Source organism: Pseudomonas sp. JZ134 (genome assembly GCF_051027695.1).
GTDB classification, from domain to species: domain Bacteria; phylum Pseudomonadota; class Gammaproteobacteria; order Pseudomonadales; family Pseudomonadaceae; genus Chryseomonas; species Chryseomonas luteola.
On the sequence record NZ_CP069250.1, the window covers coordinates 2,993,641 to 3,018,929 of the forward strand.

Annotated in this window: 28 protein-coding genes; 17 read left to right on the plus strand and 11 right to left on the minus strand. The window is 56.4% G+C overall.

Annotated elements, in window-relative coordinates; translation table 11 throughout:
* Positions 1-31 precede the first annotated feature (31 nt).
* The 3 genes from JQR86_RS13925 (at position 32) to tsaA (ending at position 3,360) form a co-directional block, all read left to right on the plus strand.
* Complete coding sequence (locus JQR86_RS13925) at positions 32-2,269, plus strand: heavy metal translocating P-type ATPase (RefSeq protein ID WP_434153756.1); 2,238 nt, start codon at positions 32-34, stop codon at positions 2,267-2,269.
* 78 nt (positions 2,270-2,347) lie between these two features.
* Positions 2,348-2,611: a hypothetical protein gene (locus JQR86_RS13930; RefSeq protein ID WP_010797436.1), complete on the plus strand. Its 264-nt coding sequence runs from the start codon at positions 2,348-2,350 to the stop codon at positions 2,609-2,611.
* A 47-nt stretch (positions 2,612-2,658) separates the two neighbouring features.
* Complete coding sequence (gene tsaA / locus JQR86_RS13935; protein ID WP_125889458.1) at positions 2,659-3,360, plus strand: tRNA (N6-threonylcarbamoyladenosine(37)-N6)-methyltransferase TrmO; 702 nt, start codon at positions 2,659-2,661, stop codon at positions 3,358-3,360.
* A 94-nt stretch (positions 3,361-3,454) separates the two neighbouring features.
* On the opposite strand, the gene fpr is transcribed toward tsaA, so the two are convergent.
* Positions 3,455-4,234: a ferredoxin-NADP reductase gene (fpr, locus tag JQR86_RS13940; RefSeq protein WP_019364473.1), complete on the minus strand. Its 780-nt coding sequence runs from the start codon at positions 4,232-4,234 to the stop codon at positions 3,455-3,457.
* Positions 4,235-4,431: 197 nt separating this feature from the next.
* On the opposite strand from fpr, the gene JQR86_RS13945 reads away from it, so the two are divergent.
* Positions 4,432-5,379: a LysR family transcriptional regulator gene (locus tag JQR86_RS13945; protein WP_434153758.1), complete on the plus strand. Its 948-nt coding sequence runs from the start codon at positions 4,432-4,434 to the stop codon at positions 5,377-5,379.
* On the opposite strand, the gene JQR86_RS13950 is transcribed toward JQR86_RS13945, so the two are convergent.
* Together JQR86_RS13950 and erdR are read right to left on the minus strand one after the other, a co-directional pair.
* Entirely contained in the window at positions 5,363-5,743 is a 381-nt protein-coding gene (locus JQR86_RS13950; RefSeq protein ID WP_434153759.1) for a diacylglycerol kinase, read from the minus strand. The genes JQR86_RS13945 and JQR86_RS13950 overlap by 17 nt on opposite strands.
* A 55-nt stretch (positions 5,744-5,798) precedes the next feature.
* Positions 5,799-6,446: a response regulator transcription factor ErdR gene (erdR, locus tag JQR86_RS13955; protein WP_010797431.1), complete on the minus strand. Its 648-nt coding sequence runs from the start codon at positions 6,444-6,446 to the stop codon at positions 5,799-5,801.
* Positions 6,447-6,599: 153 nt separating this feature from the next.
* Here erdR and JQR86_RS13960 point away from each other — a divergent pair, with 153 nt between their 5' ends.
* Positions 6,600-7,499 carry a DMT family transporter gene (locus JQR86_RS13960; protein ID WP_434153760.1) on the plus strand — a complete coding sequence of 300 codons (900 nt, stop codon included), beginning with the start codon at positions 6,600-6,602 and terminating at the stop codon, positions 7,497-7,499.
* Here the strand turns inward: JQR86_RS13960 and JQR86_RS13965 are convergent, their stop codons facing one another.
* Positions 7,500-8,258, minus strand: coding sequence for a tRNA-uridine aminocarboxypropyltransferase (locus tag JQR86_RS13965; RefSeq protein ID WP_434153762.1), 759 nt, complete (start codon positions 8,256-8,258; stop codon positions 7,500-7,502).
* 175 nt (positions 8,259-8,433) lie between these two features.
* Between JQR86_RS13965 and JQR86_RS13970 the strand changes: the two genes are divergently transcribed.
* Together JQR86_RS13970 and JQR86_RS13975 are read left to right on the plus strand one after the other, a co-directional pair.
* Positions 8,434-8,838, plus strand: a complete 405-nt coding sequence (locus JQR86_RS13970) for a quorum-sensing-regulated virulence factor family protein (protein ID WP_010797428.1) — start codon at positions 8,434-8,436, stop codon at positions 8,836-8,838.
* 146 nt (positions 8,839-8,984) lie between these two features.
* Complete coding sequence (locus JQR86_RS13975) at positions 8,985-10,061, plus strand: TIGR00730 family Rossman fold protein (protein ID WP_434153763.1); 1,077 nt, start codon at positions 8,985-8,987, stop codon at positions 10,059-10,061.
* A gap of 28 nt (positions 10,062-10,089) precedes the next feature.
* Here the strand turns inward: JQR86_RS13975 and recX are convergent, their stop codons facing one another.
* The 3 genes from recX to JQR86_RS13990 all read right to left on the minus strand — a co-directional run bounded on the left by recX (position 10,090) and on the right by JQR86_RS13990 (position 12,261).
* On the minus strand, positions 10,090-10,554 hold the full coding sequence (recX, locus tag JQR86_RS13980; RefSeq protein ID WP_010797426.1) for a recombination regulator RecX: 465 nt from the start codon (positions 10,552-10,554) through the stop codon (positions 10,090-10,092).
* A 74-nt stretch (positions 10,555-10,628) separates the two neighbouring features.
* Complete coding sequence (gene recA / locus JQR86_RS13985) at positions 10,629-11,675, minus strand: recombinase RecA (RefSeq protein ID WP_010797425.1); 1,047 nt, start codon at positions 11,673-11,675, stop codon at positions 10,629-10,631.
* Between the two features lie 109 nt (positions 11,676-11,784).
* Positions 11,785-12,261, minus strand: a complete 477-nt coding sequence (locus tag JQR86_RS13990; protein ID WP_010797424.1) for a CinA family protein — start codon at positions 12,259-12,261, stop codon at positions 11,785-11,787.
* A gap of 201 nt (positions 12,262-12,462) precedes the next feature.
* Here JQR86_RS13990 and JQR86_RS13995 point away from each other — a divergent pair, with 201 nt between their 5' ends.
* From JQR86_RS13995 to JQR86_RS14030, 8 genes are all read left to right on the plus strand, one after another.
* Entirely contained in the window at positions 12,463-13,491 is a 1,029-nt protein-coding gene (locus JQR86_RS13995; protein WP_074828148.1) for a LacI family DNA-binding transcriptional regulator, read from the plus strand.
* A 63-nt stretch (positions 13,492-13,554) separates the two neighbouring features.
* Positions 13,555-14,334, plus strand: coding sequence for a sugar phosphate isomerase/epimerase family protein (locus tag JQR86_RS14000; protein ID WP_404625673.1), 780 nt, complete (start codon positions 13,555-13,557; stop codon positions 14,332-14,334).
* Complete coding sequence (locus tag JQR86_RS14005) at positions 14,327-15,256, plus strand: sugar kinase (protein WP_434153764.1); 930 nt, start codon at positions 14,327-14,329, stop codon at positions 15,254-15,256. Before JQR86_RS14000 ends, JQR86_RS14005 begins: the two co-directional genes overlap by 8 nt.
* A gap of 49 nt (positions 15,257-15,305) precedes the next feature.
* Positions 15,306-16,613: an MFS transporter gene (locus JQR86_RS14010; protein WP_434153765.1), complete on the plus strand. Its 1,308-nt coding sequence runs from the start codon at positions 15,306-15,308 to the stop codon at positions 16,611-16,613.
* A 12-nt stretch (positions 16,614-16,625) separates the two neighbouring features.
* The gene (locus JQR86_RS14015; RefSeq protein WP_434153766.1) at positions 16,626-17,612 is read left to right on the plus strand and encodes a 2-hydroxyacid dehydrogenase; all 987 of its coding nucleotides are present in this window, start codon (positions 16,626-16,628) and stop codon (positions 17,610-17,612) included.
* A 60-nt stretch (positions 17,613-17,672) separates the two neighbouring features.
* Positions 17,673-17,885: a hypothetical protein gene (locus tag JQR86_RS14020; RefSeq protein WP_434153767.1), complete on the plus strand. Its 213-nt coding sequence runs from the start codon at positions 17,673-17,675 to the stop codon at positions 17,883-17,885.
* 238 nt (positions 17,886-18,123) lie between these two features.
* A complete protein-coding gene (locus tag JQR86_RS14025; RefSeq protein ID WP_010797416.1) occupies positions 18,124-18,360 on the plus strand; it encodes a DUF2171 domain-containing protein in 237 nt (78 codons plus the stop codon).
* Between the two features lie 131 nt (positions 18,361-18,491).
* Complete coding sequence (locus JQR86_RS14030) at positions 18,492-18,689, plus strand: hypothetical protein (RefSeq protein WP_010797415.1); 198 nt, start codon at positions 18,492-18,494, stop codon at positions 18,687-18,689.
* Positions 18,690-18,701: 12 nt separating this feature from the next.
* Here the strand turns inward: JQR86_RS14030 and JQR86_RS14035 are convergent, their stop codons facing one another.
* A complete protein-coding gene (locus tag JQR86_RS14035) occupies positions 18,702-19,073 on the minus strand; it encodes a YkgJ family cysteine cluster protein (RefSeq protein ID WP_010797414.1) in 372 nt (123 codons plus the stop codon).
* Positions 19,074-19,348: 275 nt separating this feature from the next.
* On the opposite strand from JQR86_RS14035, the gene mutS reads away from it, so the two are divergent.
* The gene (gene mutS, locus JQR86_RS14040) at positions 19,349-21,913 is read left to right on the plus strand and encodes a DNA mismatch repair protein MutS (RefSeq protein ID WP_434153768.1); all 2,565 of its coding nucleotides are present in this window, start codon (positions 19,349-19,351) and stop codon (positions 21,911-21,913) included.
* A 69-nt stretch (positions 21,914-21,982) separates the two neighbouring features.
* Positions 21,983-22,306, plus strand: coding sequence for a ferredoxin FdxA (fdxA, locus tag JQR86_RS14045; RefSeq protein ID WP_010797412.1), 324 nt, complete (start codon positions 21,983-21,985; stop codon positions 22,304-22,306).
* Between the two features lie 252 nt (positions 22,307-22,558).
* Here the strand turns inward: fdxA and rpoS are convergent, their stop codons facing one another.
* The 3 genes from rpoS to JQR86_RS14060 form a co-directional block, all read right to left on the minus strand.
* Entirely contained in the window at positions 22,559-23,563 is a 1,005-nt protein-coding gene (rpoS, locus tag JQR86_RS14050) for an RNA polymerase sigma factor RpoS (protein ID WP_010797411.1), read from the minus strand.
* Between the two features lie 105 nt (positions 23,564-23,668).
* Positions 23,669-24,490 carry a peptidoglycan DD-metalloendopeptidase family protein gene (locus JQR86_RS14055; protein ID WP_434140771.1) on the minus strand — a complete coding sequence of 274 codons (822 nt, stop codon included), beginning with the start codon at positions 24,488-24,490 and terminating at the stop codon, positions 23,669-23,671.
* Between the two features lie 160 nt (positions 24,491-24,650).
* Positions 24,651-25,286 (minus strand): protein-L-isoaspartate(D-aspartate) O-methyltransferase, encoded by a 636-nt coding sequence (locus JQR86_RS14060; protein WP_434154921.1) that lies wholly within the window; start codon positions 25,284-25,286, stop codon positions 24,651-24,653.
* Positions 25,287-25,289: the final 3 nt, after the last annotated feature.

Here is a 25,289-nt window from a genome sequence, read left to right on the forward strand (position 1 = left end):
AATGACAACCCTAACGTCAATGGAGGTTGTCATGGCGCATGATTCATCCTGTTGCGGACCCAAACCATCGTCCTGCTGTGAGCCTCAGGTAAAGACCTGCTGCGACAGCCACACAAAGATTTCGCTTGAGTCCAATCCTCTACCGGGCATTACCGAGCCCGAGGTGCTTGATCACTCCAAGTGGACAAGCCTGCGTATCGATGCCATGGATTGCCCGACTGAAGAGAAGCTGATCCGTGATGCATTCGCCAAGCTGAAGGCGGTCGAAGCACTGGAATTCAACCTGATTCAGCGCAGCCTACGCGTTCGCCATCGCTACCCCGATGCAGAACCGCTAAAGACCCAGATCAATCGGCTGGGCATGCAGGCTGTTGAACTGAAAGGTGATGAGCAAGCCTCTGCAGTACCAGCGGCAAAACCCTGGTGGCCGCTGGGCCTGGGCTTGGCTACCGCCCTGGCAGCCGAAGTCGGTGAGTGGTTGGGTACTGTGCCTGAGTTCGCTGTAGCATTCCTGGCATTGGCCGCCATTGCCCTGGCTGGTCTACCGGCGTATCGCAAAGGTTGGATCGCTATCAGGCAGCGCACTCTTAACATCAATGCATTGATGAGCATTGCGGTCACCGGCGCCCTGTTAATTGGCCACTGGCCTGAAGCGGCCATGGTCAGCGTACTGTTTGCCATCGCTGAAGTGATCGAGGCACGCTCACTGGACCGTGCCCGCAATGCCATCCAGGGATTACTGGCACTGACACCAGAAAACGCAACCGTACGACAGGCGGATGGTACTTGGGCAACACTGCCAGCCAAACAGGTCCAACCCGGCGCGCTCATTCGGGTAAGACCGGGTGAGCGAATCGCATTGGATGGAGAAGTAGAGTCCGGCCAGTCAGGTGTCAACCAGGCGCCTATTACAGGCGAAAGCCTGCCGGTCGACAAGGCTCCCGGCGATACCGTGTTTGCCGGCACCATCAATGGTGAGGGCAGCCTGGAGTATCGTGTTACCCATCGAGCCAACGAAAGTACCCTGGCTCGCATTATCCACGCCGTAGAGCAGGCTCAAAGCGCGCGCGCGCCTACTCAACGATTTGTAGATCGCTTTTCCCGCTTGTATACGCCAGCGGTTGTTCTCATTGCCGTTGCGGTTGCCCTGTTGCCTCCCCTGCTGGGTTGGGAAGGTTGGCTGGAGTGGCTCTATAAAGGGCTGGTATTGCTTGTTATTGCCTGCCCATGCGCCTTGGTCATCTCAACACCGATCACAATTGTCAGCGGGCTTTCGGCTGCCGCACGACGTGGCATCTTGGTGAAAGGTGGGACATTTCTTGAGCAAGGCCGCCAGCTTGAGTGGATTGCCCTCGACAAGACCGGCACGCTTACTGAGGGTAAGCCGCAGTTGGTCGACCGCATCGTACTCACCGGACAGAAGAATCAGGCGTTGGAATGGGCGGCCAGTTTGTCCTCGCGCTCAGACCATCCCGCTTCACAGGCTCTGAGCCATGATCTGTTACAAGAAGGTACTGCCTTAAAGGGCGTACAGGATTTCTCGGCTCGGGCAGGACAAGGCGTGCAAGGCCGTATAGAGGATCAGCTCTACTTTCTGGGTAATCGCCGCCTGCTGGAGCACGAAGGGCTGGCCTCCGAGAATCTACGGCACCGTATCGAATCGCTCGAGCAGACAGGTCAAAGTGTGGTGGCGCTTGCCAGCCAACAGGAGGTACTGGCGCTGTTCATCATTGCTGATCAAGTAAAGGAAACTAGCCAGAGCGCTGTCGCAGCACTTCATGGGTTAGGCATAAAAACCCTGGTGCTCAGTGGCGATAATCCTCACAGCGTAGACCGTATTGCCGGTCAGGTAGGCATCGATGAAGCGCATGGCTCGTTACTGCCCGAAGACAAGCTTGCGATTTTGGAGCAAAAGCAACGGAGCGGTGCTGTGATCGGTATGGTTGGCGATGGCATCAACGACGCCCCTGCTCTGGCTCGGGCTAACATCGGTTTTGCCATGGGCGCCGCCGGTACCGATACAGCTATCGAAACGGCAGACGTGGCGCTGATGGATGACGACCTGCGCAAATTGCCGGACTTCATTCGCCTCTCCCGTAGCACGCACCGCATTCTCATGCAGAATATTGCACTAGCCTTGGGAATCAAGGCGATATTCTTGGCGTTGACGATCATGGGCGAGGCCACGCTCTGGATGGCTGTCTTCGCCGACATGGGTACCAGCCTGCTTGTGGTTGCAAACGGCCTGCGACTGATTCGACATCATTGATGGATGACCGCCGACACGCTGTTGGAACTCACCTGCCGATAGAGCGCTCTGCATAAGGTCTGTCAGCAGGAATGTTTCATGGATTACATCGATTTATTGCAATGGCCAGCCATGGCCGTGACCTTGATCGCGGCGTGGCTGGTTGCTTCCCAACGTGAAAACCGCCGAAACCTTGGGTTCTGGTGCTTTCTTGCCAGCAATGGATTATGGATCACCTGGGGCCTGCATACACAGGCGTATGCCTTGATCGTTTTGCAACTGGGGCTGGCATTCATGAACATCCGTGGTGTTCGCCGTAACCAGCTGAATACTTCAAAGGCTATGCGTGAGAGTCATACTTGAGCCAGACAGGCTAAAATAGCCAGCCTGTCTCCCTTATGACGCTCCCCATGACTTATAGCGTTTCCCCTATCGGCCATATCCGCTCTTGTTTCAAGGAGAAGTTCGCCATCCCTCGCCAGCCCCATTTGGCTCCGGCTGCCCGAGGTGTATTGGAGTTTGTGCCGCCGTTCGACCACCCGGATGCTGTACAGGGACTGGAACACGTCAGTCATGTCTGGCTGCTGTTTCTCTTTCACCAGACATTGGAAGAGAAACCGCGTCTTAAAGTACGTCCTCCCCGCCTGGGCGGGAACCGTTCCCTAGGTGTCTTTGCGACGCGTGCCACTCACCGTCCCAATGGTATTGGGCAATCTGTGGTAACACTGGACGCTATCGAGCCGGGCCGGCTCAGGCTGTCAGGCATCGATCTGCTGGACGGTACCCCGGTGCTGGACATCAAGCCTTACGTGCCCTACGCCGATGCAATTCCAACTGCCTTTAATACCATAGCCAGTGCACCTCCCGATGGGATTCCGGTCCTCTGGACGCACGAAGCCCGCGTGCAGGCGGAGCAGCATGGAAAGCGTCTGAATGAGCCATTGGCCGCTCTGATTGAGCAATGCCTGACTCAGGACCCTCGCCCGGCTTATCAAATCCCGCCGCCTGACCGCCGTTATGGTGTTCGCCTATGGGATGTAGACGTCCATTGGCATTATCCGGAGCCCAATGTCATCCGTATTCTGGATATCGAGCGTGCAGATAATGACTGAGTCTGGGTCAAACAGCCTTTCTGCGCCTGATCAGCCCTTACCGTAGACACAAAAAACCCGCCTCCAGGGCGGGTTTCGATAACGCGGGTAACGCTTACTTCTCGACGAACGCGCGCTCGATCAGGTAGTCACCCGGATCACCCATACGTGGAGAGATGGTCAGACCAAACTCGTTCAGCACTTCGCTGGTTTCGTCCAGCATGCTAGGGCTGCCGCAAATCATCGCACGATCGTCCTGAGGATTGATCGGAGGCAGGCCGATATCTTCAAATAACTTGCCGCTGCGCATCAGATCGGTCTGACGACCCATGTTGCGGAATTCTTCACGCGTCACTAGCGGATAATAGATCAGCTTTTCGCGAACCATATCGCCAAAGTATTCATGCTCAGGCAGTACGTTGGTGATGAAGTCGGCATAGGCCAGTTCATTTACATAACGTACACCGTGAACCAGAATCACCTTCTCGAAACGCTCATAGGTTTCCGGATCCTGAATGGTGCTCAGGAACGGCGCCATGCCGGTGCCGGTGGATAGCAGATAAAGGTGCTTGCCAGGCTTCAGGTCGCTCAGAATCAGCGTACCGGTAGGCTTGCGGCTAACCATGAGGTTATCGCCTTCCTTCAGGTGCTGCAGGCGGGAGGTCAGCGGACCATCCGGAACCTTGATGCTGAAAAATTCCAGGTGCTCTTCATAGTTGGGGCTGGCGATACTGTAGGCGCGCATCAGCGGACGGCCGCCTTCGGTTTCCAGTCCGATCATGACGAACTGGCCGTTCTCGAAACGCAGCCCCGGATTACGGGTCGTCTTGAAGCTGAACAGTGTATCGTTCCAGTGGTGAACGCTCAGGACGCGCTCGGTGTACAGATTACTCATGAAAAACTCCTAATCACCTGCCCAAAGACGCTGATGCCCGGCTCTGTCTCGCGGAGGCGGGACTACCTGCACGTGTGACCGCTCTGGATCGGGTTTGACAAAAAGGACGCGACCAAGCGCATTTGCGCGGCATTTTATATAACGTAAGAATATCCGTAAAATGAATAATTCGGATATCGGTTATCCAGTGAGCAGATATGAGATTCACGTTGCGTCAACTCGAAGTCTTCGTCGGCGTCGCCCGCCTGGAAAGTGTTTCCCGCGCGGCAGAGACGCTTGCGCTCTCACAATCGGCAACCAGCACGGCCTTGGGAGAGCTAGAGCGTCAGTTCGACTGCAAACTCTTTGACCGTGCAGGCAAACGGCTGACCCTCAATGCCTTGGGCCGCCAGTTATTGCCCAAGGCAGTTGCCTTGCTCGACCGCAGCGACGAGATCGAGAACCTGCTACGGGGCAAGACCGGATTCGGCTCACTGGAGGTCGGCGCCACGCTCACTATTGGCAACTATCTGGCTACGCTCCTGCTGGGTGATTTCATGCAACGTCATCCCGATTGCCGGGTACGCCTGCATGTTCATAATACAGCGCATATCGTACAGCGCGTGGCTAACCATGACATTGATCTGGGACTGATTGAGGGGGATTGCCAGGACGCGGATATTGAAGTCCACCCTTGGATTGAAGATGAGCTGGTAATCTTCTGTGCTCCGCAACATCCTTTAGCCAACCATCCAACGGTAGGTCTGGAAGAGCTAATTGATCAGGCCTGGATTCTTCGGGAGCAAGGCTCCGGTACTCGCCTGACGTTCGATCAGGCCATGCGTCATCATGCAGCGCCCCTGAATATTCGCCTGGAGCTGGAGCATACAGAGGCCATTATTCGGGCAGTGGAATCAGGTCTGGGCATCGGTTGCATCTCGAGGCTTGCCCTGCGCGATGCCTTCGAGCGCGGCAGTCTTGTCCCAATCGAAACTCCCAGCCTGGATTTGCGTCGTCAGTTCTGTTTTATCTGGCACCGCCAGAAATACCAGACGGCAGCCATGACCGAATTCCTGGTACTGTGTCGCAAGCTTACCGAGGGTATTGCACGTAGCGACCAGATCTTGCTGGCCCCCTTCAAGGAGCGTGCTACCCCAGCAGAATGATCAACCAGACGGCTGCAATCATCCACATTGCTACGAACTGAGCCGCACTGCCCAGGTCCTTGGCATTCTTGGACAGCTCATGCCATCCCAGCGAGACGCGGTCCACCACGGCTTCGATAGCAGCATTGAACAGCTCGACAATCAGCGAAAGCAGGCAAACCCCCACCATGATCGCCCGCTCGCCTCGCGATACATCCAGCCAAAAGGCCAGCGGGATCAGGATGCAGCTCATCAGCACCAGCGAGCGGAAGGCAGCCTCCCCTTTGAAAGCCACCTTCAGACCGGCCAGGGAATAGCCCGTAGCCTTGACGACACGTTTAAGGCCGGTCTTGCCTTTATAGGGAGATATCACACCAGGCTCCATGCAGCGACTCAATAGAAGACTAGCCTGTAGCGTGTCGAAAAAGCGTGAAAACTCATCAGCCTGGAGTTGATTCGAGCTGTTGCAGCAACAGGGCGGCCTGCGTTCGGGTTCTCACACCCAATTTACGGAAGATCGCCGTTACATGCGCTTTCACTGTGGCTTCCGACACGCTGAGTTCATAGGCAATCTGCTTGTTCAAAAGACCATCGCATACCATGGTCAGCACCCTGAACTGCTGGGGCGTCAGGCTGGATAATCCGGCCTTCGCGGCCTTGGCTTCTTCGCTGAGGTTCGCAGCGCCCTCTCCTTGGGCCGGCCACCAGGTATCACCATCCAGCACAAGGCGTACGGCTTGCTGGATCGTTTCCAGATCGCTGGATTTAGGTATGAAACCACTGGCACCGAACTCCCGAGCGCGCTGCACTACAGCGGCGTCTTCCTGAGCAGAGACCATGACAACAGGAATCTGTGGGTATTGCCCGCGCAGCAGTACCAGTCCGGAAAAACCATAGGCGCCCGGCATGTTGAGGTCGAGCAGGACCAGATCCCAGTCAGTCTTGTGCGCCAGCTGAGCCTCGAGTTCGGCGATACTTGCCGCTTCCACCAGCTGTGCCTGCTGCCCCAAGCCAAGCGTCAAGGCTTGCTGCAGGGCGCTACGGAACAGCGGATGATCATCCGCGATGAGGATCTGATAGGCGGCCATCGGTAAATTGGTCCTTATTATGATTCTGTAATTTCAGCGGCTCAGAATGCCGAGCGTCCGACGACGGGTCAAGGCACTTTGCGACCATAATCACAGGGTTCCCAAAGTCACAGCCATCCGGCAGAGTGGCGGCTTTTGCCAAGCGAGCCTGTCATGCGTACCCAAGCCCTGCGTGCCGATGCTCTCATGCTGATCACAGCCATGATTTGGGGGAGCGCCTTTATTGCACAGCGCGCCGGCATGGACTCCATCGGTCCGTTCCTCTTTACGGGACTTCGCTTTGCATTGGGTGCACTGACACTGATTCCAGTCCTGCTGGTGCTGCATCGCCGCGCCAGAACACCGATTAGCCTCGACCGTCGCGTAGTGGTCGGCGGCTGCCTGATGGGTCTGCTGCTTTCCATTGGGATCAACTTCCAGCAAGTGGGCCTGCTATTCACATCCGTGACCAACTCCGGTTTCATCACCGGACTCTATGTGATTGTAGTCCCCATTCTGGGTTTGCTGTTTGGCGAACGCACCGGCAGAGGCACTTGGCTAGGTGCCTGCCTGGCGGTGGCAGGCATGTGTCTGCTTAGCATAGGCGAGAATTTTAAGGTAGCTTCCGGCGATTGGCTGCAATTGGCCGGCGCCTTTGCCTGGGGAGCGCATGTGCTGGTCGTAGGGCATTTTGCGAGCCGCCATGATCCGATGCTACTGTCCATCCTTCAGTTCGCATTCTGTGCAGCGGTCAGCCTGACGCTGGCATTGCTGTTTGAGCCGATTCAAGCTCAGAACATTATTCAGGCCGCTCCCGCGCTGCTGTATGGCGGTATCATTGCCGCCGGCATCGGTTATACGTTGCAGGTCGTTGCACAGCGCGACGCCATTGCTTCCCATGCGGCAATCATTTTTTCACTCGAAGCCGTCTTTGCGGCCTTTTTTGGCGCCTGGCTGCTAGACGAGTCGCTTACCGCCCGCGGTTATCTGGGCTGCGCGCTCATGTTTATCGGCATGCTGGTTGCGCAGCTCTGGCCCAGAAAGGCCGTGGTCGAGCCCAAGGTGACAAACTAATCAGGAGAATGCGGCAACGAAGGGCCGCAATCGCTGATGCGCCGGGCTGAACGGATCTGTCTGGCGATTCTGTTTGGCGTTGAGATAACGTTCACTGAACACGTCCAGATAGGAATCAAGCGCCACCGCCGCTCTTTCCTCCCTCGCCAGCTCCAGACAAAGTGCAGCCACTTCTGCCGTACAGAGGTGCTCGCCTCGTGTGGAGCGTCGCAGGCGATAGCGGGAAAGCTCTTCAGGGCTCAGACTTAGCACCGGCAGGCTATCCAGATAAGGGCTCTTACGAAACATCTTTCGTGCCTCCGTCCAGGTAGCATCCAGTAGGACGAATAAAGGTCGCTTGCCCTGGACTGGCTCTACCGTTTGCACGACTCGTTCAGGCGCTGAGTATTCGGCCGGAAATACAAGATAGGGTTGCCATTGAGGATCGCTCAGCACGGCCAGTAGTGCGTCATCTACATCCGTTCTCGACCAGCCAAAGGCAAAACTGTCACTGACCACATCGGCAATCAGCCATCCGGTATTGCTTGGCTTGAGCGGCTCTACATCGTGCATGATCAGGCACATGCCTGCCGCGCACTCGACCGCAGGTCGCCATTCACAGAAGCAGTGAGGCAGCGCAAGGCGACACCCCTCACAGCGTTGAATACGGGATCCACGGGCAACAAAAGGTTTGCTGCTACGCGCCAGACGATCATGACGCAGCCGGGCTACGGCATTTGGCGGACTGGAAGAAGAGTTGGCAGAGCGGATATAAGGCATGAGAAGTACTGCGTGATTTACGTGGACAAGTTTAACAAAGGCTGTCCAGAACACATCTGGCATTTTGAAAGCGCCGACCACAGGAGTACCCTTTGCGTACCGCAATTAGCCTTTGCTTGCGAACATCACGGCTGCCCTGCGGTCGAAGCGAGCCTGATCTACGTTGGAGAGTTCAATGCTGCGTTATACTGCCCTCGCCCTTTGCTTCATCCTTCCTGCAGCGGCCCAGGCGGCCTCGCTGAAAGAACAAGAACTGTCGCAGATGCTGCAAAAGGTCGCGAAAGAAAGCAGCGTGGGGACTCCGCGCGCTATCAATGAAGACATTCTTGACCGTGGTTATACCGTTGAAGGGCGCCAGCTCATCAATCATTTGAGTGTACGTGCCAGCCATGCGCATCAGATGGAAGCCAACCCGGCGACGGTACGCACCCAGCTGGCCGCCAGTGTCTGCCGCAACACCGGCTACCGCCAGTTGTTAGCCCGTGGCGCCATGTTGGTGTACAGCTTTACCGAATACCAGAGCAATCGCCCGGTTGCGAACGAGCGCTTCGAAGCAGCCGATTGCGGTCTGAGCAAGTAAGCTTCCTTTGCCATGCCGCGCCTGGCATGGCCATTCAAGACAGGCATTTGCCTTTCTTACTCCGCGCCCGACTATGCTAAAGGCAAGGTAATCGCTGCCTGGAATGGCAGCTTGATTATACAGCAGTGGCTACCAGGAGTATGCAGATGAACCCAGACGCACAAGACGACTATCTGTCTCGTCATGTACAGGTCAGTGCCGAAGACCTTTCCCAAAAGATTGATGAGCTGCTGGCTCATACTGTTCCGGCCAACAGTCCCAATCTGTCTCTGTATCGCGACATGCTGTTGACCGTGGTTCGCATGGCCCAGGCAGACCGCAACCGCTGGGATGCCAAGATCATGATGCAAACCATGCGAGAGATGGAAAATGCCTTTCGTCATCTTGAGCAATACAAGCGGCGGCGCAAGGTAACGGTTTTCGGATCAGCCCGTACGGCCGTGAATCATGAACTCTATGTGCTGGCCCGCACACTCGGCTCAGCCCTCGCTCAGCGGGACATGATGGTCATCACTGGAGCAGGTGGCGGCATCATGGCGGCAGCTCACGAAGGTGCCGGCTTGGACAATAGCCTGGGCTTCAACATTACCCTGCCTTTTGAACAACGGGCCAACCAAACCATGGACGGCACCGATCACCTGCTGTCCTTTCACTTCTTCTACGTACGTAAACTGTTTTTTCTCAAGGAAGCCGATGCACTTGTGCTCTGCCCTGGCGGATTTGGTACCCTGGACGAAACCTTTGAAGTCCTTACGCTGATACAAACCGGCAAAAGCCCTCTCGTACCCGTCGTGCTACTGGATACACCTGAGGGTACGTTCTGGAAGGATGCGGTCAGTTTTCTGAAAAAGAACCTGGCGGATGAGCGTTATATCCTGCCCAAAGACCTGAAACTGGCAACGCTGGTGCATACTGCGGAAGAGGCAGCAGAGATCATCAGCCGGTTCTACAGCAACTTTCATTCGACACGCTGGCTGAACGGTCAATTCGTGATGCGTCTGAACCATGCCCTAACATCCGAGGCGCTGGCGCATATCGATACGCACTTTGCGGACCTGTGCAAAAGCGGGCACTTCACTCAGCAAGCCTCGGGCAAAACCAACATCGACGAACCGGAATTTGCTCACCTGAGCCAGCTTTCCTTCAACTTCAATGGCCGCGATTATGGGCGCCTGCGCGAGTTGGTGGATTCACTGAACGATCCACAACATTGGCTACGCTAATCGAGAGGCGTTAGCCGGGCCCGACCTATCAGTCATCTGGCGCGCCACGCAGCAATCGGCTGACGCTGTCGATGGAGAAACCGCGGTAGCTCAAGAAACGGCCCTGCTGTGCGCGTTCCTTAGCGTCAGCGGGGCGCTTGCCTTTGAATTTGCGTTGCCAGACATCACGCAAATGGGCCGACCAGTCTTCCTCACACTCCGATAGCGCCTGTTCGATATCAGCACGGGCAAGACCGCGCTGGGCCAATTCCTCACGGATACGAACAGGTCCATAACCCGCCCGGGCACGACTTGCGATATAGCTACCCAGATAACGTGTCTCGCTCAGCAGCCCCTCTTCGGCCAGGCGATCCAGGGCTGCGTTGATCAGTTCATCCGGTGCCCCCCGCTTACGCAACTTGCGAACCAGCTCTTGTCGGCCATGCTCTCGGCGGGCCAGTAGATCCATGGCTGCCAGGCGAACAGCCGCTGGGGTATCGAGTTCAATAGGCATTCAAACGCCCCGTAAAATTATCAGGCTGAAATAAAAAAGCCCTCGCACAGCGAGGGCTTTTATCAGGCAGAACCTTAGAAGTCAGCGTCAGCGCCCGCTTCGGCTTCTTCAGTGGCCGCCCCTTTAACGGGGGCCTGGCTTAGAAGCTTTTCGCGAATGCTCTTGTCGAGCGCATTACGTACTTCAAGGTTCTCTTCCAGGAACTTGGCCGCGTTAGCCTTACCCTGGCCAATCTTGGTTCCTTGGTAGCTATACCAGGCACCTGACTTTTCAACCAGACCCAGCTGTACGCCCAGGTCAATAATCTCACCGTTACGGTAGATGCCCTTGCCGTACAGGATCTGGAATTCAGCCTGACGGAATGGTGGAGACACCTTGTTCTTGACGACTTTAACGCGGGTCTCGCTACCTACCACCTCGTCCCCTTCCTTCACCGCACCGGTACGGCGGATATCCAGACGGACCGAGGAGTAGAACTTCAACGCGTTACCGCCAGTTGTAGTTTCCGGGTTGCCAAACATCACCCCGATCTTCATACGGATCTGGTTGATGAAAATAACCAGGCAGTTGGCGGTCTTGATATTGCCGGTGATCTTGCGCAGCGCCTGAGACATCAGACGCGCCTGCAGACCTACGTGCATGTCACCCATTTCGCCTTCGATTTCCGCCTTGGGCACCAGGGCAGCTACGGAGTCGACGATGATCACGTCTACAGCATTGGAGCGCACCAGCATGTCGGTGATTTCCAGCGCCTGTTCACCGGTATCCGGCTGGGAAACCAGCAGGTCGTCAACATTGACGCCCAGCTTGCTGGCATAATCCGGATCCAGCGCATGCTCTGCGTCAACGAAGGCACAGGTTGCGCCCTGCTTTTGCGCCTCAGCAATGACGGACAGGGTCAGCGTAGTTTTACCCGACGATTCCGGACCGTAGATTTCTACGATACGGCCCTTGGGCAGACCGCCGATCCCCAGGGCGATATCGAGGCCGAGCGAACCGGTGGAAATGGCCGGAATTGCTTGACGCTCATGATCACCCATGCGCATGACTGCGCCTTTGCCAAACTGACGCTCAATTTGACCCAGGGCCGCGGCCAGGGCGCGCTTTTTGTTGTCGTCCATTAAAATCCTCTCGCAAGAAGGTAGGCCAGACGGCCGTGGAAAGCACTGTATATGTGAACAGTATTAAAGCATAAGAAGGGCTCGCTGGCTACCTTTCGATGCGATTTTCTCATGTCGAAATTCGCAATAATCCTTCCAATGCAGCCACAACGGTCTGAGCCCTGACAGCAGCTCTGTCGCCAGGAAAAAAATGTTTCTCGCTATAGATGTCAGAGCCGTTTCCCCACGCCAGCCAGACCGTCCCGACAGGCTTTTCTGGAGAGCCGCCACCCGGGCCTGCGATACCACTGACCGCAACAGCGAACCGGGCCCCGCTGCGTGCCTGCGCCCCACGTACCATGGCCTCGACAACCGCCTGACTGACAGCGCCTACCTCCATAAACAAGTGATCCGGCACATCCAGCTGGGCCGTTTTCTGGGCGTTGGAATACGTCACAAATCCCGCTTCGAACCAGGCAGAGCTGCCCGCTACGCGGGTAATGGCTTCGGCAATACCGCCGCCGGTGCAGGACTCGGCAGTTACGACCTGTGCCTTCAATGCCGATAACCGTTTGCCCAGCTCAGCTGATAACTCATCGATAGTCATTGTGTGGCCCTGAGAAGATGGCGAGGCGAAACCTTTATTGTACAAGGTTATGAGCTTTCTATATGAGGGCTGCCGCTCGTCGGTTCAAGCCAGGCGTACTCTTGCCAAGCCACAGAATAAAATGGTTTTCTGAAACCGGTTTCAAAGCCTGTCGTTCCATAGACAAGAACTCCACAATATTAGGGAGCAGGCCCATTGGATATGCCTCTTCAAAGCATGCGGCCGCCGCGTGCCACTATCAATCAGGTCGCTCAGGAAGCAGGCGTTTCCAAGGCGAGCGTTTCTCGCTACATCAGCGGGGATCGGCAGCTATTATCGGATGCGCTGGCCTTGCGCATCGAACGGGCGATCGAAAAGCTTGGCTTTCAGCCCAATCAAATGGCGCGAGGTCTCAAGCGCGGCCGCAGCCGGCTTATCGGCATGCTGGTAGCCGACATGCTCAATCCCTATTCCGTTGCCGTCATGCATGGCGTCGAGACGGCCTGCCGTCGGCATGGCTATTCTCTCATCGTATGTAACACTGATCGAGATGACCTCCAGGAAGAGCGCCACCTGAATGCGCTTCAGTCCTATAACGTGGAAGGCTTGATCGTTAACACGCTAGGTCACCATCCCCGAGAGCTTCAGCAACTGCATCGAGAATTGCCCATGGTATTGCTTGATCGCAAGCTGGATGGTCTGGATGCCGATCTCGTTGGGCTGGATAACACACAGGCCATTCGGTTGGGTCTTGAGCATTTGCTTGAGCGGGGCTACCGCGACCTGCTCATGGTGACCGAAGATCTGGACGGAACCAGTTCACGAGAAGAGCGCGCCCGAACCTTCATTCACTACCTGTCACCCCGCGCGGGTGTGCGAGGGCGCGTCAGCTCCTCCGCCGGTTTCAGCGCTACGCTACTTGAGCAGCTCGCGCATTTTCTCTCCGATACCGATCATGGCCCTAAAGCCATCATGGCGGCGAACGGCATTGCCGCGCTCGCTGTGACAAAAGGCCTCAGGGAATTAGGTTACAGAACGTTTGAATCGGTTGGACTAATCGCCCTGGACGATCTTGACTGGTATCCATTGGTAGGCGACGGCATTACCGCCATTGCTCAACCAACCCATGCGCTGGGCGTAGCCGCATTGGAGTATCTGCTGGAACGCCTGCGAGGCGATGTGTCGAGCTCACGGACGCTGGCATTACCGGCCGAACTGGTGGTACGCGGCTCTACCCCGGCGCGACGTTAAAACAACAATGTGGGGGCGGCACACTGTGCTCGACCTTCAATGAAACCGGTTTCAGGAGGCGTTATGAAACCTGATGTCGTAGTGACTACTTCTGCCTTTGGTGCTGATGCCGTACGCGCTCGCGGTCAGGAAAATTTCCTTCCGCTGATAGCAGGAGCCGGCGCCAGTACCGTCGAGATACGTGACGAACTGTTCGATGACATGCGACCTGAGCTATCCGCCCTGGGTAACAGCATAGCTGCACAGGGACTGGAATGCGTCTACTCGGTCCCCATCGAGCTATGGTCACAAGGCGAGCATCAACCCACCCGTGAGTTACAGCCTGCGATGGTACGCGCCGCCCGCCTTGGAGCGCATACGCTCAAGATCTCCCTTGGCCACTTCACACCTTACTGTGACATGGAAGCATTGGGTCACATGCTGGACGCCAGCTCAGTGCGTCTGCTGATTGAAAATGACCAGACTCCGCAAGGGGGTCGACTCAAGGCCTTACAAACGTTTTTTGATGTTGTGCAGCGAATGAAACTGCCTATCGGCATGACCTTCGATGTCGGCAACTGGCACTGGCAGAACGAGCAACCAGAAACGGCCGCACAATTACTAGGGTGCTACGTGGAGTACATCCATTGCAAGGCTGTTCGCGAGCGCAACGGCCGTCTTCATGCGATGCCCCCTGAAGCCGAGGATCTGAAACGCTGGGCGCGGCTATTTACTCATTTCAAGACAGGACTGCCACGCGCCATCGAATTTCCCCTGCAGGGCGACGTGGTTCGCGAGACCCAGCGTCATGTCGAGGCATTGGGCCGTCTTGGTACCACTCAGCAGGAGACGCACCATGCCTGATTACGACGTGCTGGCCTTTGGCGAGACGATGACAATGTTCGTGGCTGAAGAGCCCGGTGACCTGGCCGACGTCGAACATTTCGGCAAACGTATCGCGGGTGCCGACAGTAATGTTGCCATTGGCCTGACCCGTCTGGGTTTGAAAGTGAAATGGTTGTCACGGGTAGGCGATGACTCTCTGGGCCGCTTTATTCGTGCAACGCTCGAGCGCGAGGGGGTCGACTGCAGCCGGGTTGCCATCGACCCCAAGCACACTACGGGCTTTCAGTTCAAATCGAGGGAAATCGATGGCCGTGATCCCATCGTGGAGTACTTTCGCAAGGGGTCAGCCGCCAGCCATCTATCGATAGAGCATGACTTCGATGACGCCCTGCTGGATGTTCGTCACGTGCATGCGACGGGTATTCCACCCGCCCTTTCAGATTCGCTTCGCGAACTGACCTACCACTTGATGAACAGTGCACGCCAGCAGGGCCGTAGTGTGTCCTTTGATCCCAACCTGCGTCCCTCCCTCTGGCCTAGCGAAGCCCGCATGCGCGAGGAGATCAACCGCCTCGCCAGTCTGGCCCACTGGGTACTGCCGGGCTTGGCCGAAGGCAGGTTACTTACCGGTTATGACACTCCCGAAGACATTGCTACCTTCTATCTGAACCAGGGCGCCCAGGTGGTTGCTATCAAGTTGGGACCGGAGGGTTCCTACTACCGCACCCATGAAAGCGAGGGTCACGTTTCTGGCTATCCGGTGGAAAACGTCGTCGATACCGTCGGCGCTGGCGATGGCTTCGCAACCGGTTTTGTCAGTGCCTGCCTCGAAGGCCTGGATGTTTCCGCTGCCGTGGCCCGGGGTAACTGGATTGGCGCCAAGGCCGTACAGGTTATCGGAGATATGGAAGGTCTGCCCTACCGCCACGAGCTGCCGTAACACCTGGACACCCCATGGACAACAACAATAAGCCCACAGGTATATCGTCATGAATGCAACCTCCTCCATTGCCACCCGCCGCTGGTGGTACATCATGCCCATCGTGTTCATCACCTACAGCCTGGCCTATCTGGACCGGGCCAACTATGGATTCGCGGCCGCCTCCGGCATGGCTGATGACCTGGCCATTACTCCAGCCATGTCGTCGCTACTGGGTGCCCTGTTCTTTCTTGGCTATTTCTTCTTTCAGGTGCCTGGCGCGATATACGCTGAAAAGCGCAGCGTAAAAAAGCTGATCTTCTGGAGCCTGATCCTGTGGGGCGGCTGTGCCACATTGACCGGCGTGATTCCAAACGTACAAGCCCTGATTGCGATTCGCTTCCTCCTGGGCGTGGTTGAGGCAGCGGTCATGCCAGCCATGCTCGTTTATCTCTGTCACTGGTTTACCCGTGCGGAGCGCTCCCGGGCCAATACGTTTTTAATCCTAGGTAATCCCGCAACCATTCTCTGGATGTCGGTCGTTTCAGGCTACCTGGTTCATACCCTCAACTGGCGCTGGATGTTCATTATCGAGGGTTTTCCCGCCATTATCTGGGCCTTTATCTGGTGGCGCCTGGCCGATGACCGTCCCGCACAGGCCAAATGGTTGAGCACTCAGGAAAAGCAGGACCTCGAGAGCGCGCTTCAGGCTGAACAGGTGGGTATGAAACCCGTCAAGAATTACCGGGAGGCCTTTCGCTCGCCCAAAGTCATTCTGCTGTCTGCCCAGTACTTCTGCTGGAGCATTGGCGTATATGGGTTCGTGATCTGGTTGCCGTCTATTCTGAAGCAGGCCGCTCAGCTGGATATCGTCGAGGCTGGCTGGCTATCCGCCCTGCCCTATCTGATGGCGGTCCTTGCCATGCTGGCGGTCTCCTGGATGTCCGACAAAACCCTCAATCGCAAACGGTTTGTCTGGCCGCCGCTACTGATCGCCGCCCTCGCTTTCGCAGGGTCGTTCATGCTGGGCACTCAGCATTTCTGGTGGTCCTACACCTTGCTGGTTATCGCAGGTGCCTGCATGTACGCGCCTTACGGTCCGTTCTTCGCCATCGTGCCGGAGATCCTGCCCAGCAACGTGGCGGGTGGAGCCATGGCGCTTATCAACAGCATGGGAGCACTGGGTTCCTTTGTTGGCTCCTACATCGTGGGTTATCTGAACGGTGTTACCGGTACCCCTGCTGCATCCTATGTCTTCATGGGCAGTGCACTTCTCGTCTCTGCCGTGCTGACCATGCTCCTGCGTTCCGCTCCTACTACTGCCAGCCAGGAAACAGCCAAGAACGCACAGCCGATGCGTACGGTCACCTCTCACTGAACAGGACTGCTCATGAAAAAGCGTGTCATTGCCTACAAGAAACTCTCACCTGCGCTTACTGCCCGCCTACAGGAAGCAGCTGAGCTGATCTATGTCGATGTAACCGGTACGCATGGTCTGGCACCGCTGGAAGACGCCTTGCCAGACGCGCACGGCCTGATTGGTTCCAGCGTCAAACTCAACGCTGAACTGCTGGACAAGGCACCTCACCTGGAAGCCATTGCTAGCGTATCGGTAGGCTACGACAACTATGACCTCGATTACCTTACCCGCCGCGGCATTCTCTTGTGCAACACCCCGGATGTACTGACGGAAACTGTCGCTGACACAGCTTTCGCCTTGATCCTGTCGACCGCCAGACGTGTGGTTGAGCTTGCGAACTATGTCAAGGCGGGAGACTGGCAGGCCAGCCTGGGGGAACCCCTCTTCGGCAGTGATGTTCATGGCAAGACGCTGGGAATAGTGGGAATGGGCCGGATCGGATCGGCGATTGCCCGTCGCGGTCACTTCGGCTTTGGCATGCCTATCCTCTACAACAGCCATTCACCCAAGCCGGATATCGAACGGGAGTTCGCCGCACAGTACCGCTCTCTGGACCAACTGCTGAGCGAGGCGGACTTTATTTGTGTCACCGTACCGCTAAGCTCCGAAACAACGCGCCTCATCGGGGCGCAGGAGTTGGCGTTATTAAAACCGGAAAGCTTTTTCATCAACATCTCCCGTGGCAAGGTGGTTGATGAAAAGGCCCTGATCGACGCGCTTCAAAAGCAGCAGTTCAAAGGTGCCGGTCTGGATGTCTTCGAAAAGGAGCCGCTTCCGGCAGATTCCCCTCTGCTGAGCCTGCCCAATGTGGTCGCTACACCTCATATTGGTTCGGCAACCCATGGCACGCGCGAAGGCATGGCACGCTGTGCGGTCGATAATCTGCTGGCTGCCCTGTCAGGTAAGCGCCCGCCTGATCTGGTCAATCGGGAGGCGTGGGAACGACGTAGCCAGTAAAGGTGAATCCACCTCGCGAGCGGCTGTCCAATGTCTGTCGATTACATGAGGGAAACCACCATGGCAGCAAATAAAGGAGAAATTGCCGAACTGCTCCAGCAAGCCCGTATGCAGGCTGGCAAAGCGGCCGATCAAGATCAGCCTGCTTATTACCGTGATGCCTTTGAGGCACTTGCCAAGGCGGTTGAAAAGCTGGCAGAGGCTGCAGGCGAGTCCCACCATGACAAAGTGGTTCGCGCCGTTGAAGAGTTTCAAGGAGATGAAGGCATCTGAATACCTTGTCAGAGCTTTCAAACGCCCGGATCATCCGGGCGTTTCTACCTTCGAAACGCACCTTTCATCACGCAACCGTCATCCTACTTTCACAGCACGGCAACCTCTGCGACCTCTCGTCGCACCCATGAAACATAGCGAAGCCTCTCCCTGTCGGACCTTGAGTAGGCACCTTGAACGGGCCTAAGCGAGTTGCTTGAGGGCAACTCACCCTTTCACGTCCCAACAGGAGAATGAAATGGTTGATGTAAACAGCATTAAAGAGCACGCTGAAATTGTAGGGTCCGATGGCCAGCACGTTGGCACAGTCGATCACCTGGAAGGCACTGATCGTATCAAGCTGACCAAGCAGGATCAGGATGCCAATGGCCAGCACCACTATATTCCGCTGTCCTGGGTGAAGTCTGTCGAAGGCGGCAAGATTCAACTGGTCAAGACGCGTGACGAAGCAGAGCGCTCCTGGCAGGCAGCCTGACCGGGTCATTACCGGTATGAGCGATTGCCGCTCATACCGGCCCCTCGATATTTCTTCCCAAACATGATGATAGGCCGCCTCTAGAGCGGCGAATGGCATACACTTCGGACCGCCACCGACGGACGATCATCATGAATCACAACACTACCCTTGTTTTCATCATTCTGTTTTCAGCCATGCTTATCACAGGCTTCGCCAGAAATCAGCATCCTGTCGGCTTGGCCCTGCTGTGGGCAGGCACATTGGGCATGCTGGGCCTGATCATCGCCATCATTACCCGCGCCCTTTCCATTTGCAGCCCCCTTGAAGCTTTTTTCCGCCTCTGTTGAAACGCCCAGCTATCAGGCCACACGCTCAGGCGACTGATGAGGCTGCAACGGTGGCGTCAATGGAGGCAGCCCGTAGGCCGCACGCGCAGCATCGCACCGCTCGTTATGCTCACCATTGATCCATGAGGCTTCGAACTCACGGCAAGGGCTCGGTCGGCTTTCATACATAGTGCAACGCGTACCGCAGCCTACGTCGCCCAGTAGGCTGACGCAGCGTGCAGGTTTGGTATCAGTACCTACCATCGCAACGTGGTGAGGAGTAACTCCCACCGTCAACTCATCCGGCACCAGACCACCGGCGGACCGGCATTCACCCCAGTAGAACGACACACGAAAAAACGCGCAGCAGGCACCGCAGTTAAGGCAAGGATTATCGGTCGACATGTTTGGCAGAACACCAGAAAAAACCGGACGAATGCCGGCGAGAGAAGCGTCATTTTATTCGCGGCAAAGCCGTTGTGAAGGGGGGATTGAGAGAAAATTTAGTGTCTTCTGGACGATAGACTGATAGCGCCTTTACCCATCAATCATCCGCTTCCGGCTACCGCTTGGGTTTAGCGCCTCAACAGCCTCCTACCCGGTGCTTTTTATCCGACGATACCGACAAATCCGGTAGAATTACCGACCCTGTAAAACGACCCCGCGAGTGAATGACCTGTATGGAAAGCCTTTCCAACCATACGCCGATGATGCAGCAATACCTGAAGATCAAGCATCAGCACCCTGAGCAGCTGCTCTTCTATCGCATGGGTGATTTTTACGAGCTTTTTTATGATGATGCCAAAAAGGCGTCCAAGCTGCTCGACATCACACTGACTGCCCGTGGCGCGTCGGCAGGCAAGCCTATCCCCATGGCGGGCATCCCCTTTCACTCAGCCGAAGGGTATCTGGCCAAACTGGTCAAACTGGGTGAGTCCGTAGTCATCTGCGAGCAGATCGGCGATCCGGCTACCAGCAAAGGCCCCGTGGAACGTCAGGTCGTCAGGATTCTTACGCCTGGCACAGTCAGTGATGAAGCCCTGCTGGATGAGCGACGCGATAACCTGCTCGCCGCCATTCTAGGCGATCACAAACTGTTCGGTCTTGCGGTCCTGGACATCACCAGTGGACGCTTTGTTGTTCAGGAGCTATCCGGCTGGGAGCCGCTCATGGCCGAGATCGAGCGACTCAACCCGGCCGAGCTGCTTATTCCTGATGACTGGCCGCAGGGTCTACCTATCGAAAAGCGCCGCGGACTTCGCCGTAGAGCACCCTGGGACTTCGACTGCGACACGGCCGTCAAGAGTTTATGCCAGCAGTTCGGTACGCAGGACCTTAAAGGGTTTGGCTGTGACAAGCTCAAACTGGGCATCGGTGCGGCTGGTAGCCTGCTGGCCTATGCCAAAGAGACGCAGCGTACTGCGCTTCATCACCTGCGCAGCCTGCATCACGAGCGCCTGGACGACACGGTCATTCTAGATGGCGCCAGCCGCCGCAACCTGGAACTGGATACCAATCTCTCCGGCGGCCGTGAGAATACACTGCAATCGGTGGTAGATCGTTGCCAAACGGCCATGGGTAGCCGCCTTCTGACTCGCTGGCTCAACCGCCCCCTGCGCAACCGCAGCGTCATCCAGGCGCGCCAAGACGCCATTACCTGCCTGTTGGAGCAATACCGCTTCGAACAGCTGCAGCCTCAACTGAAAGAAATCGGCGACATAGAGCGTATTCTGGCCCGAATCGGACTGCGTACGGCTCGCCCGCGGGATTTGGCCCGTCTGCGCGACGCGCTCTCGGCGCTCCCCGAATTACAGCGCGGCATGCAGGATCTGGTAGCGCCTCATCTCAACGACCTGGCCAAAAGCATCCAGACCTATCCCGAACTGGCGGATACGCTTTCTCGCGCTGTTGTCGACACTCCGCCAGCAGTCATCCGCGATGGCGGCGTCATCAAGCGCGGCTACGATGCCGAGCTGGACGAGCTACAGACCTTGAGCGAGAACGCCGGGCAGTTTCTGATGGATCTCGAAGCACGGGAAAAGGCGCGTACCGGCCTTTCCGGCTTGAAAGTTGGCTACAACCGCGTCCATGGCTACTTTATCGAGCTACCCCGGATACAGGCTGAGCAGGCACCAGCTGACTACATTCGCCGACAGACGCTCAAAGGGGCCGAGCGCTTCATTACGCCGGAGTTGAAGGCGTTTGAAGACAAGGCCTTGTCAGCCCAGAGCCGTGCACTGGCCCGTGAAAAGGTCCTGTACGAAGCCTTGATCGATAGCCTCATCGAACAGCTTGCCCCCCTTCAGGACACCGCGGCGGCCTTGGCCGAGCTTGATGTACTGAGCAACTTGGCCGAACGTGCACTGAACCTCGACTTCAATCGACCGAGTTTTGTCGATGAGCCCTGCCTGGAAATATCACAGGGCCGTCACCCCGTTGTGGAGCAGGTGCTGGATACCCCGTTTGTAGCCAACGACCTGAACCTGAATAACGATACGCGGATGCTGATCATTACCGGCCCGAACATGGGCGGTAAATCCACCTATATGCGTCAGACCGCCCTGATCGTTCTCCTGGCACATATCGGTAGCTTCGTACCGGCAGCGGCGTGCCGCCTGTCCCTGGTAGACCGCATCTTTACCCGAATTGGCTCAAGTGATGACTTGGCAGGCGGGCGCTCGACCTTTATGGTCGAAATGAGTGAAACCGCCAACATCCTGCACAATGCCAGCGAGCATAGCTTGGTCCTCATGGATGAAGTCGGGCGAGGCACCAGTACCTTCGACGGCCTGTCATTGGCCTGGGCCGCTGCTGAACAGCTGGCCAAGCTGCGTGCCTACACTCTGTTTGCAACACACTACTTCGAGCTTACGGTTCTGCCAGACAACGAGCCAGTAGTAGCCAACGTGCATCTCAACGCCACTGAGCACAACGACCGGATTGTCTTCCTGCACCATGTTCTGCCCGGCCCGGCCAGCCAGAGCTACGGCCTTGCGGTCGCTCAACTGGCAGGCGTACCTAGTCAGGTCATCCAGCGGGCCCGTGAGCATCTGGCGCATTTGGAAAAGACCAGTCTGTCCCACGAAGCCCCGAAAACTATCAGCCAGGCATCTCAACCCATGCAGGCCGATCTGTTTGCAGCGGCTACGCATCCGCTGTTGGATGAGATGGAAAAACTGAATCCCGACGAGCTGACGCCACTTAAAGCGCTGCAGCTTATCTATGAATGGAAAAAGCGTATCTGACAACCCGATGACGGGGATTGGCCTAATACTGCTAAAATCCCGCGCCTAGCCGCCTGAGGAGTTCTAATAATGACTTTTGTTGTCACCGACAACTGCATCAAATGCAAATATACCGACTGTGTAGAAGTATGCCCGGTGGACTGCTTTTACGAAGGCCCCAACTTTCTGGTCATTCATCCAGATGAGTGCATCGACTGCGCTCTATGCGAGCCGGAATGCCCTGCACAGGCTATCTTCTCTGAAGATGAGGTACCGGAAAACCAGCAGGAATTCATAGAGTTGAACCGTGATCTCTGTGAAGTCTGGCCGAACATCACCGAGAAGAAAGAAGCGCTGGCCGATGCGGAAGAGTGGGACGGCAAGCCTAACAAGTTGCAGTACCTGGAGCGCTGATCAGGGCTTGAACCCAGCTGTTCAGGCGCTGCATTTGTTGCACGCATCTAAAAGGGCGAGTTAACTCGCCCTTTGTCTTTGTTTATTCATCTGCCGCACCACCTTGCAACCCGCTCTCTTTCTCCGCTGCCTAGAGCATTAGAGAACCTCCCGTGACTCACCTCTGCCACCTCGTTATCACGTTGCCGATGGCTTTCGCGCGCCTATAAAAAAGCCCAACTCAACGTCGGGCTTTAGTGCCAATTAGAAGGCTTATTGAAACAACGAGTCGCTCGACAAGCCGTTACGCTCAAAAATCTCGCGCAACCGCTTTAGGGCCTCGACCTGTATCTGCCGTACCCGCTCGCGGGTCAGGTTGATCTCCTGCCCTACTTCTTCAAGCGTACAGCTTTCATGCCCGCGCAAGCCAAAACGCCGGACAACCACCTCACGCTGCTTGTCCGTCAACTCCGACAGCCATTGGTCAATGCTCTGGCTGAGGTCGTCATCCTGCAATAGTTCGCACGGATCGCTTGGCCTATCGTCGGTAAGCGTATCGAGAAGCGTCTTGTCTGAATCAGGCCCCAAAGACACATCAACAGAGCTGATCCGTTCATTAAGTCCCATCATCCGCTTCACCTCCTCCACTGGCTTTTCCAGCAGACAGGCGATCTCTTCCGGCGACGGCTCATGATCAAGCTTTTGCGCCAGTTCACGGGCAGCCCGCAAATACAGATTAAGCTCCTTGACCACATGAATGGGCAGACGAATCGTCCTCGTCTGGTTCATGATGGCACGCTCGATGGTCTGTCGGATCCACCAGGTCGCGTAGGTTGAGAAGCGGAAGCCACGCTCAGGATCGAATTTTTCTACCGCGCGAATCAGCCCCAGGTTGCCTTCCTCGATCAGATCGAGCAGGGACAGCCCCCGATTCACATAACGGCGAGCAATCTTCACCACAAGACGAAGGTTGCTCTCGATCATACGGCAGCGGCCAGCGGGATCTCCCTTTTGCGCCAATCGCGCAAAATGAACCTCTTCCTCAGGAGAAAGCAGTGGAGAGAAACCGATTTCATTGAGATACAACTGAGTCGCATCGAGCGCCCGGTTGTAATCGATATGCTTGGTTTGCTTGGACGTACGTGATTGAAGTGCTTTAGGCGCATCACCCAGTAGCTGTGATGCATCAAATGACCCTTCTTCGAATGAGACGGAAGTTTCCAGCAGGAGCACTTCGTCACTCATGTCAAACTCGGGTTCTTTTTTATTAAGCGCCATGATCAATGTCCCTTGCTTGAGTTCGACAACAAGCCCGGGCGTGATCAATCCCCCTGATTACGCCTGAACCCGTCCCCCTAGCGCTGGAACGGGTCAGACAACGAGTCAACGATTTGGCAAATATTGCAGAGGATCTACGGGTTTACCCTGCCGGCGAATCTCAAAATGCAGCTTCACCCGGTCGGCTCCTGTAGAACCCATCTCGGCGATTGTTTGCCCGACCTTGACCTGTTGCCCCTCCCGAACCAGAAGCCTGCGATTATGACCGTACGCACTGACGTAGGTTTCGTTGTGCTTGATGATGATCAGCTCACCGTAACCCCTTAACCCATTGCCTGCATACACGACGGTTCCACCGGAAGCCGCCAGAACAGGCTGTCCCAAATCTCCGGCTATATCAATGCCTTTATTCAAACTGCCGTTCGAGGAGTACCGGGAAATCAGTGTGCCCTTAGTGGGCCAGGCCCAGCCTGCAGAAGTCTTGGCAACCTCGACAGTTGGTGTAGTCGCCGGGGGCGCCGTTACCGGCGGAGGCGCAGCTGGAACGCTCTGCGCTACGGGTGGAGAGGCGGGTGCAGGCGTAGCCACAGGCGTGTTCGTACTAGCCGGAGCGGTGGAAACAGGCGCAGACGACACGGTTTGTACGGGTCTTCGAGAGGTAGTTGCGACCGTACTGGAGCTGCTGCCGCCAAAGTTGATTTTTTGGCCAACATGGATGACATACGGTGGAGAAATACCGTTATGAGCAGCAAGGCTTCGCCAATCCCATCCATTACGGGAGGCTATAGCGTAAAGGGTATCCCCCCGCCGAACGGTATATTGTCCTTTTGTAACACGGTATGTATTTGCCGAACCACCGGAGCGATCAACGACCTGTACACCTCGGGATGAGGAGCTGGAGCATCCTGACAAGACGAGACTTAGCATCAGAGCCACTACCAAGCTGATCCCACTACCGTTGCGAATCCCTCGCAGCCGGGCCTTAAGAAGCCTCACTCCTTCCCCCTTAGAAAGCTTGTACGTCAACGCAAGCCGAATTGGCCGCTGTATTGACCATTGCCAATGCTATCGTTCCCTGACGAAGGGGTCAGGCCAACGGTCCATTCAGAAGTGGAACAAAGCGCACAGAATCGAGCACTTGACGTGAAAAACCTTCTTCCTGGCGTTCGATCAACAGTAATTGCTGCTCTTCGCCCTCGCCTACCGGAATCACGAGACGTCCACCCGGTGCCAGCTGATCCAGCAAGGCTTGAGGCACTTCACGAGCCGCCGCTGTTACGATGATGCCGTTATAGGGAGCCAGGGCTGGCCAGCCCTCCCACCCATCTCCCCAACGAAATACGACGTTGCGCACATTGAGTTCGACCAGGCGCTCTTTGGCTCGGTCCTGCAGCGACTGAATACGCTCAACAGAGAACACACGCTCAACCAGTTGGGCCAGCACCGCAGTCTGGTAGCCGGATCCCGTACCGATCTCCATGACCTTGTCCAGCGGACCGGTCGCCAGCAGCAGCTCGGTCATGCGAGCCACCATGTACGGTTGAGAAATGGTCTGGTTATGACCAATGGGCAGTGCCGTATCTTCATAGGCACGGTGCGCCAGGGCTTCGTCGACAAACAGATGACGGGGCGTGCGTCGAATTACTTCCAGCACCTGCGCATTGGACAGGCCTTCCTCATAAAGCCTTTGAATGAGCCGTTCGCGAGTCCGCTGCGAAGTCATGCC

Bases quoted from the DNA above. Each gene is read 5' to 3' on its own strand.
- JQR86_RS13925 (WP_434153756.1), top strand. From the start codon at position 32: ATGGCGCATGATTCATCCTGTTGCGGACCCAAACCATCGTCCTGCTGT.
- JQR86_RS13930 (WP_010797436.1), top strand. From the start codon at position 2,348: ATGGATTACATCGATTTATTGCAATGGCCAGCCATGGCCGTGACCTTG.
- tsaA (WP_125889458.1), top strand. From the start codon at position 2,659: ATGACTTATAGCGTTTCCCCTATCGGCCATATCCGCTCTTGTTTCAAG.
- fpr (WP_019364473.1), bottom strand. From the start codon at position 4,234: ATGAGTAATCTGTACACCGAGCGCGTCCTGAGCGTTCACCACTGGAAC.
- JQR86_RS13945 (WP_434153758.1), top strand. From the start codon at position 4,432: ATGAGATTCACGTTGCGTCAACTCGAAGTCTTCGTCGGCGTCGCCCGC.
- JQR86_RS13950 (WP_434153759.1), bottom strand. From the start codon at position 5,743: ATGGAGCCTGGTGTGATATCTCCCTATAAAGGCAAGACCGGCCTTAAA.
- erdR (WP_010797431.1), bottom strand. From the start codon at position 6,446: ATGGCCGCCTATCAGATCCTCATCGCGGATGATCATCCGCTGTTCCGT.
- JQR86_RS13960 (WP_434153760.1), top strand. From the start codon at position 6,600: ATGCGTACCCAAGCCCTGCGTGCCGATGCTCTCATGCTGATCACAGCC.
- JQR86_RS13965 (WP_434153762.1), bottom strand. From the start codon at position 8,258: ATGCCTTATATCCGCTCTGCCAACTCTTCTTCCAGTCCGCCAAATGCC.
- JQR86_RS13970 (WP_010797428.1), top strand. From the start codon at position 8,434: ATGCTGCGTTATACTGCCCTCGCCCTTTGCTTCATCCTTCCTGCAGCG.
- JQR86_RS13975 (WP_434153763.1), top strand. From the start codon at position 8,985: ATGAACCCAGACGCACAAGACGACTATCTGTCTCGTCATGTACAGGTC.
- recX (WP_010797426.1), bottom strand. From the start codon at position 10,554: ATGCCTATTGAACTCGATACCCCAGCGGCTGTTCGCCTGGCAGCCATG.
- recA (WP_010797425.1), bottom strand. From the start codon at position 11,675: ATGGACGACAACAAAAAGCGCGCCCTGGCCGCGGCCCTGGGTCAAATT.
- JQR86_RS13990 (WP_010797424.1), bottom strand. From the start codon at position 12,261: ATGACTATCGATGAGTTATCAGCTGAGCTGGGCAAACGGTTATCGGCA.
- JQR86_RS13995 (WP_074828148.1), top strand. From the start codon at position 12,463: ATGCCTCTTCAAAGCATGCGGCCGCCGCGTGCCACTATCAATCAGGTC.
- JQR86_RS14000 (WP_404625673.1), top strand. From the start codon at position 13,555: ATGAAACCTGATGTCGTAGTGACTACTTCTGCCTTTGGTGCTGATGCC.
- JQR86_RS14005 (WP_434153764.1), top strand. From the start codon at position 14,327: ATGCCTGATTACGACGTGCTGGCCTTTGGCGAGACGATGACAATGTTC.
- JQR86_RS14010 (WP_434153765.1), top strand. From the start codon at position 15,306: ATGAATGCAACCTCCTCCATTGCCACCCGCCGCTGGTGGTACATCATG.
- JQR86_RS14015 (WP_434153766.1), top strand. From the start codon at position 16,626: ATGAAAAAGCGTGTCATTGCCTACAAGAAACTCTCACCTGCGCTTACT.
- JQR86_RS14020 (WP_434153767.1), top strand. From the start codon at position 17,673: ATGGCAGCAAATAAAGGAGAAATTGCCGAACTGCTCCAGCAAGCCCGT.
- JQR86_RS14025 (WP_010797416.1), top strand. From the start codon at position 18,124: ATGGTTGATGTAAACAGCATTAAAGAGCACGCTGAAATTGTAGGGTCC.
- JQR86_RS14030 (WP_010797415.1), top strand. From the start codon at position 18,492: ATGAATCACAACACTACCCTTGTTTTCATCATTCTGTTTTCAGCCATG.
- JQR86_RS14035 (WP_010797414.1), bottom strand. From the start codon at position 19,073: ATGTCGACCGATAATCCTTGCCTTAACTGCGGTGCCTGCTGCGCGTTT.
- mutS (WP_434153768.1), top strand. From the start codon at position 19,349: ATGGAAAGCCTTTCCAACCATACGCCGATGATGCAGCAATACCTGAAG.
- fdxA (WP_010797412.1), top strand. From the start codon at position 21,983: ATGACTTTTGTTGTCACCGACAACTGCATCAAATGCAAATATACCGAC.
- rpoS (WP_010797411.1), bottom strand. From the start codon at position 23,563: ATGGCGCTTAATAAAAAAGAACCCGAGTTTGACATGAGTGACGAAGTG.
- JQR86_RS14055 (WP_434140771.1), bottom strand. From the start codon at position 24,490: ATGCTAAGTCTCGTCTTGTCAGGATGCTCCAGCTCCTCATCCCGAGGT.
- JQR86_RS14060 (WP_434154921.1), bottom strand. From the start codon at position 25,286: ATGACTTCGCAGCGGACTCGCGAACGGCTCATTCAAAGGCTTTATGAG.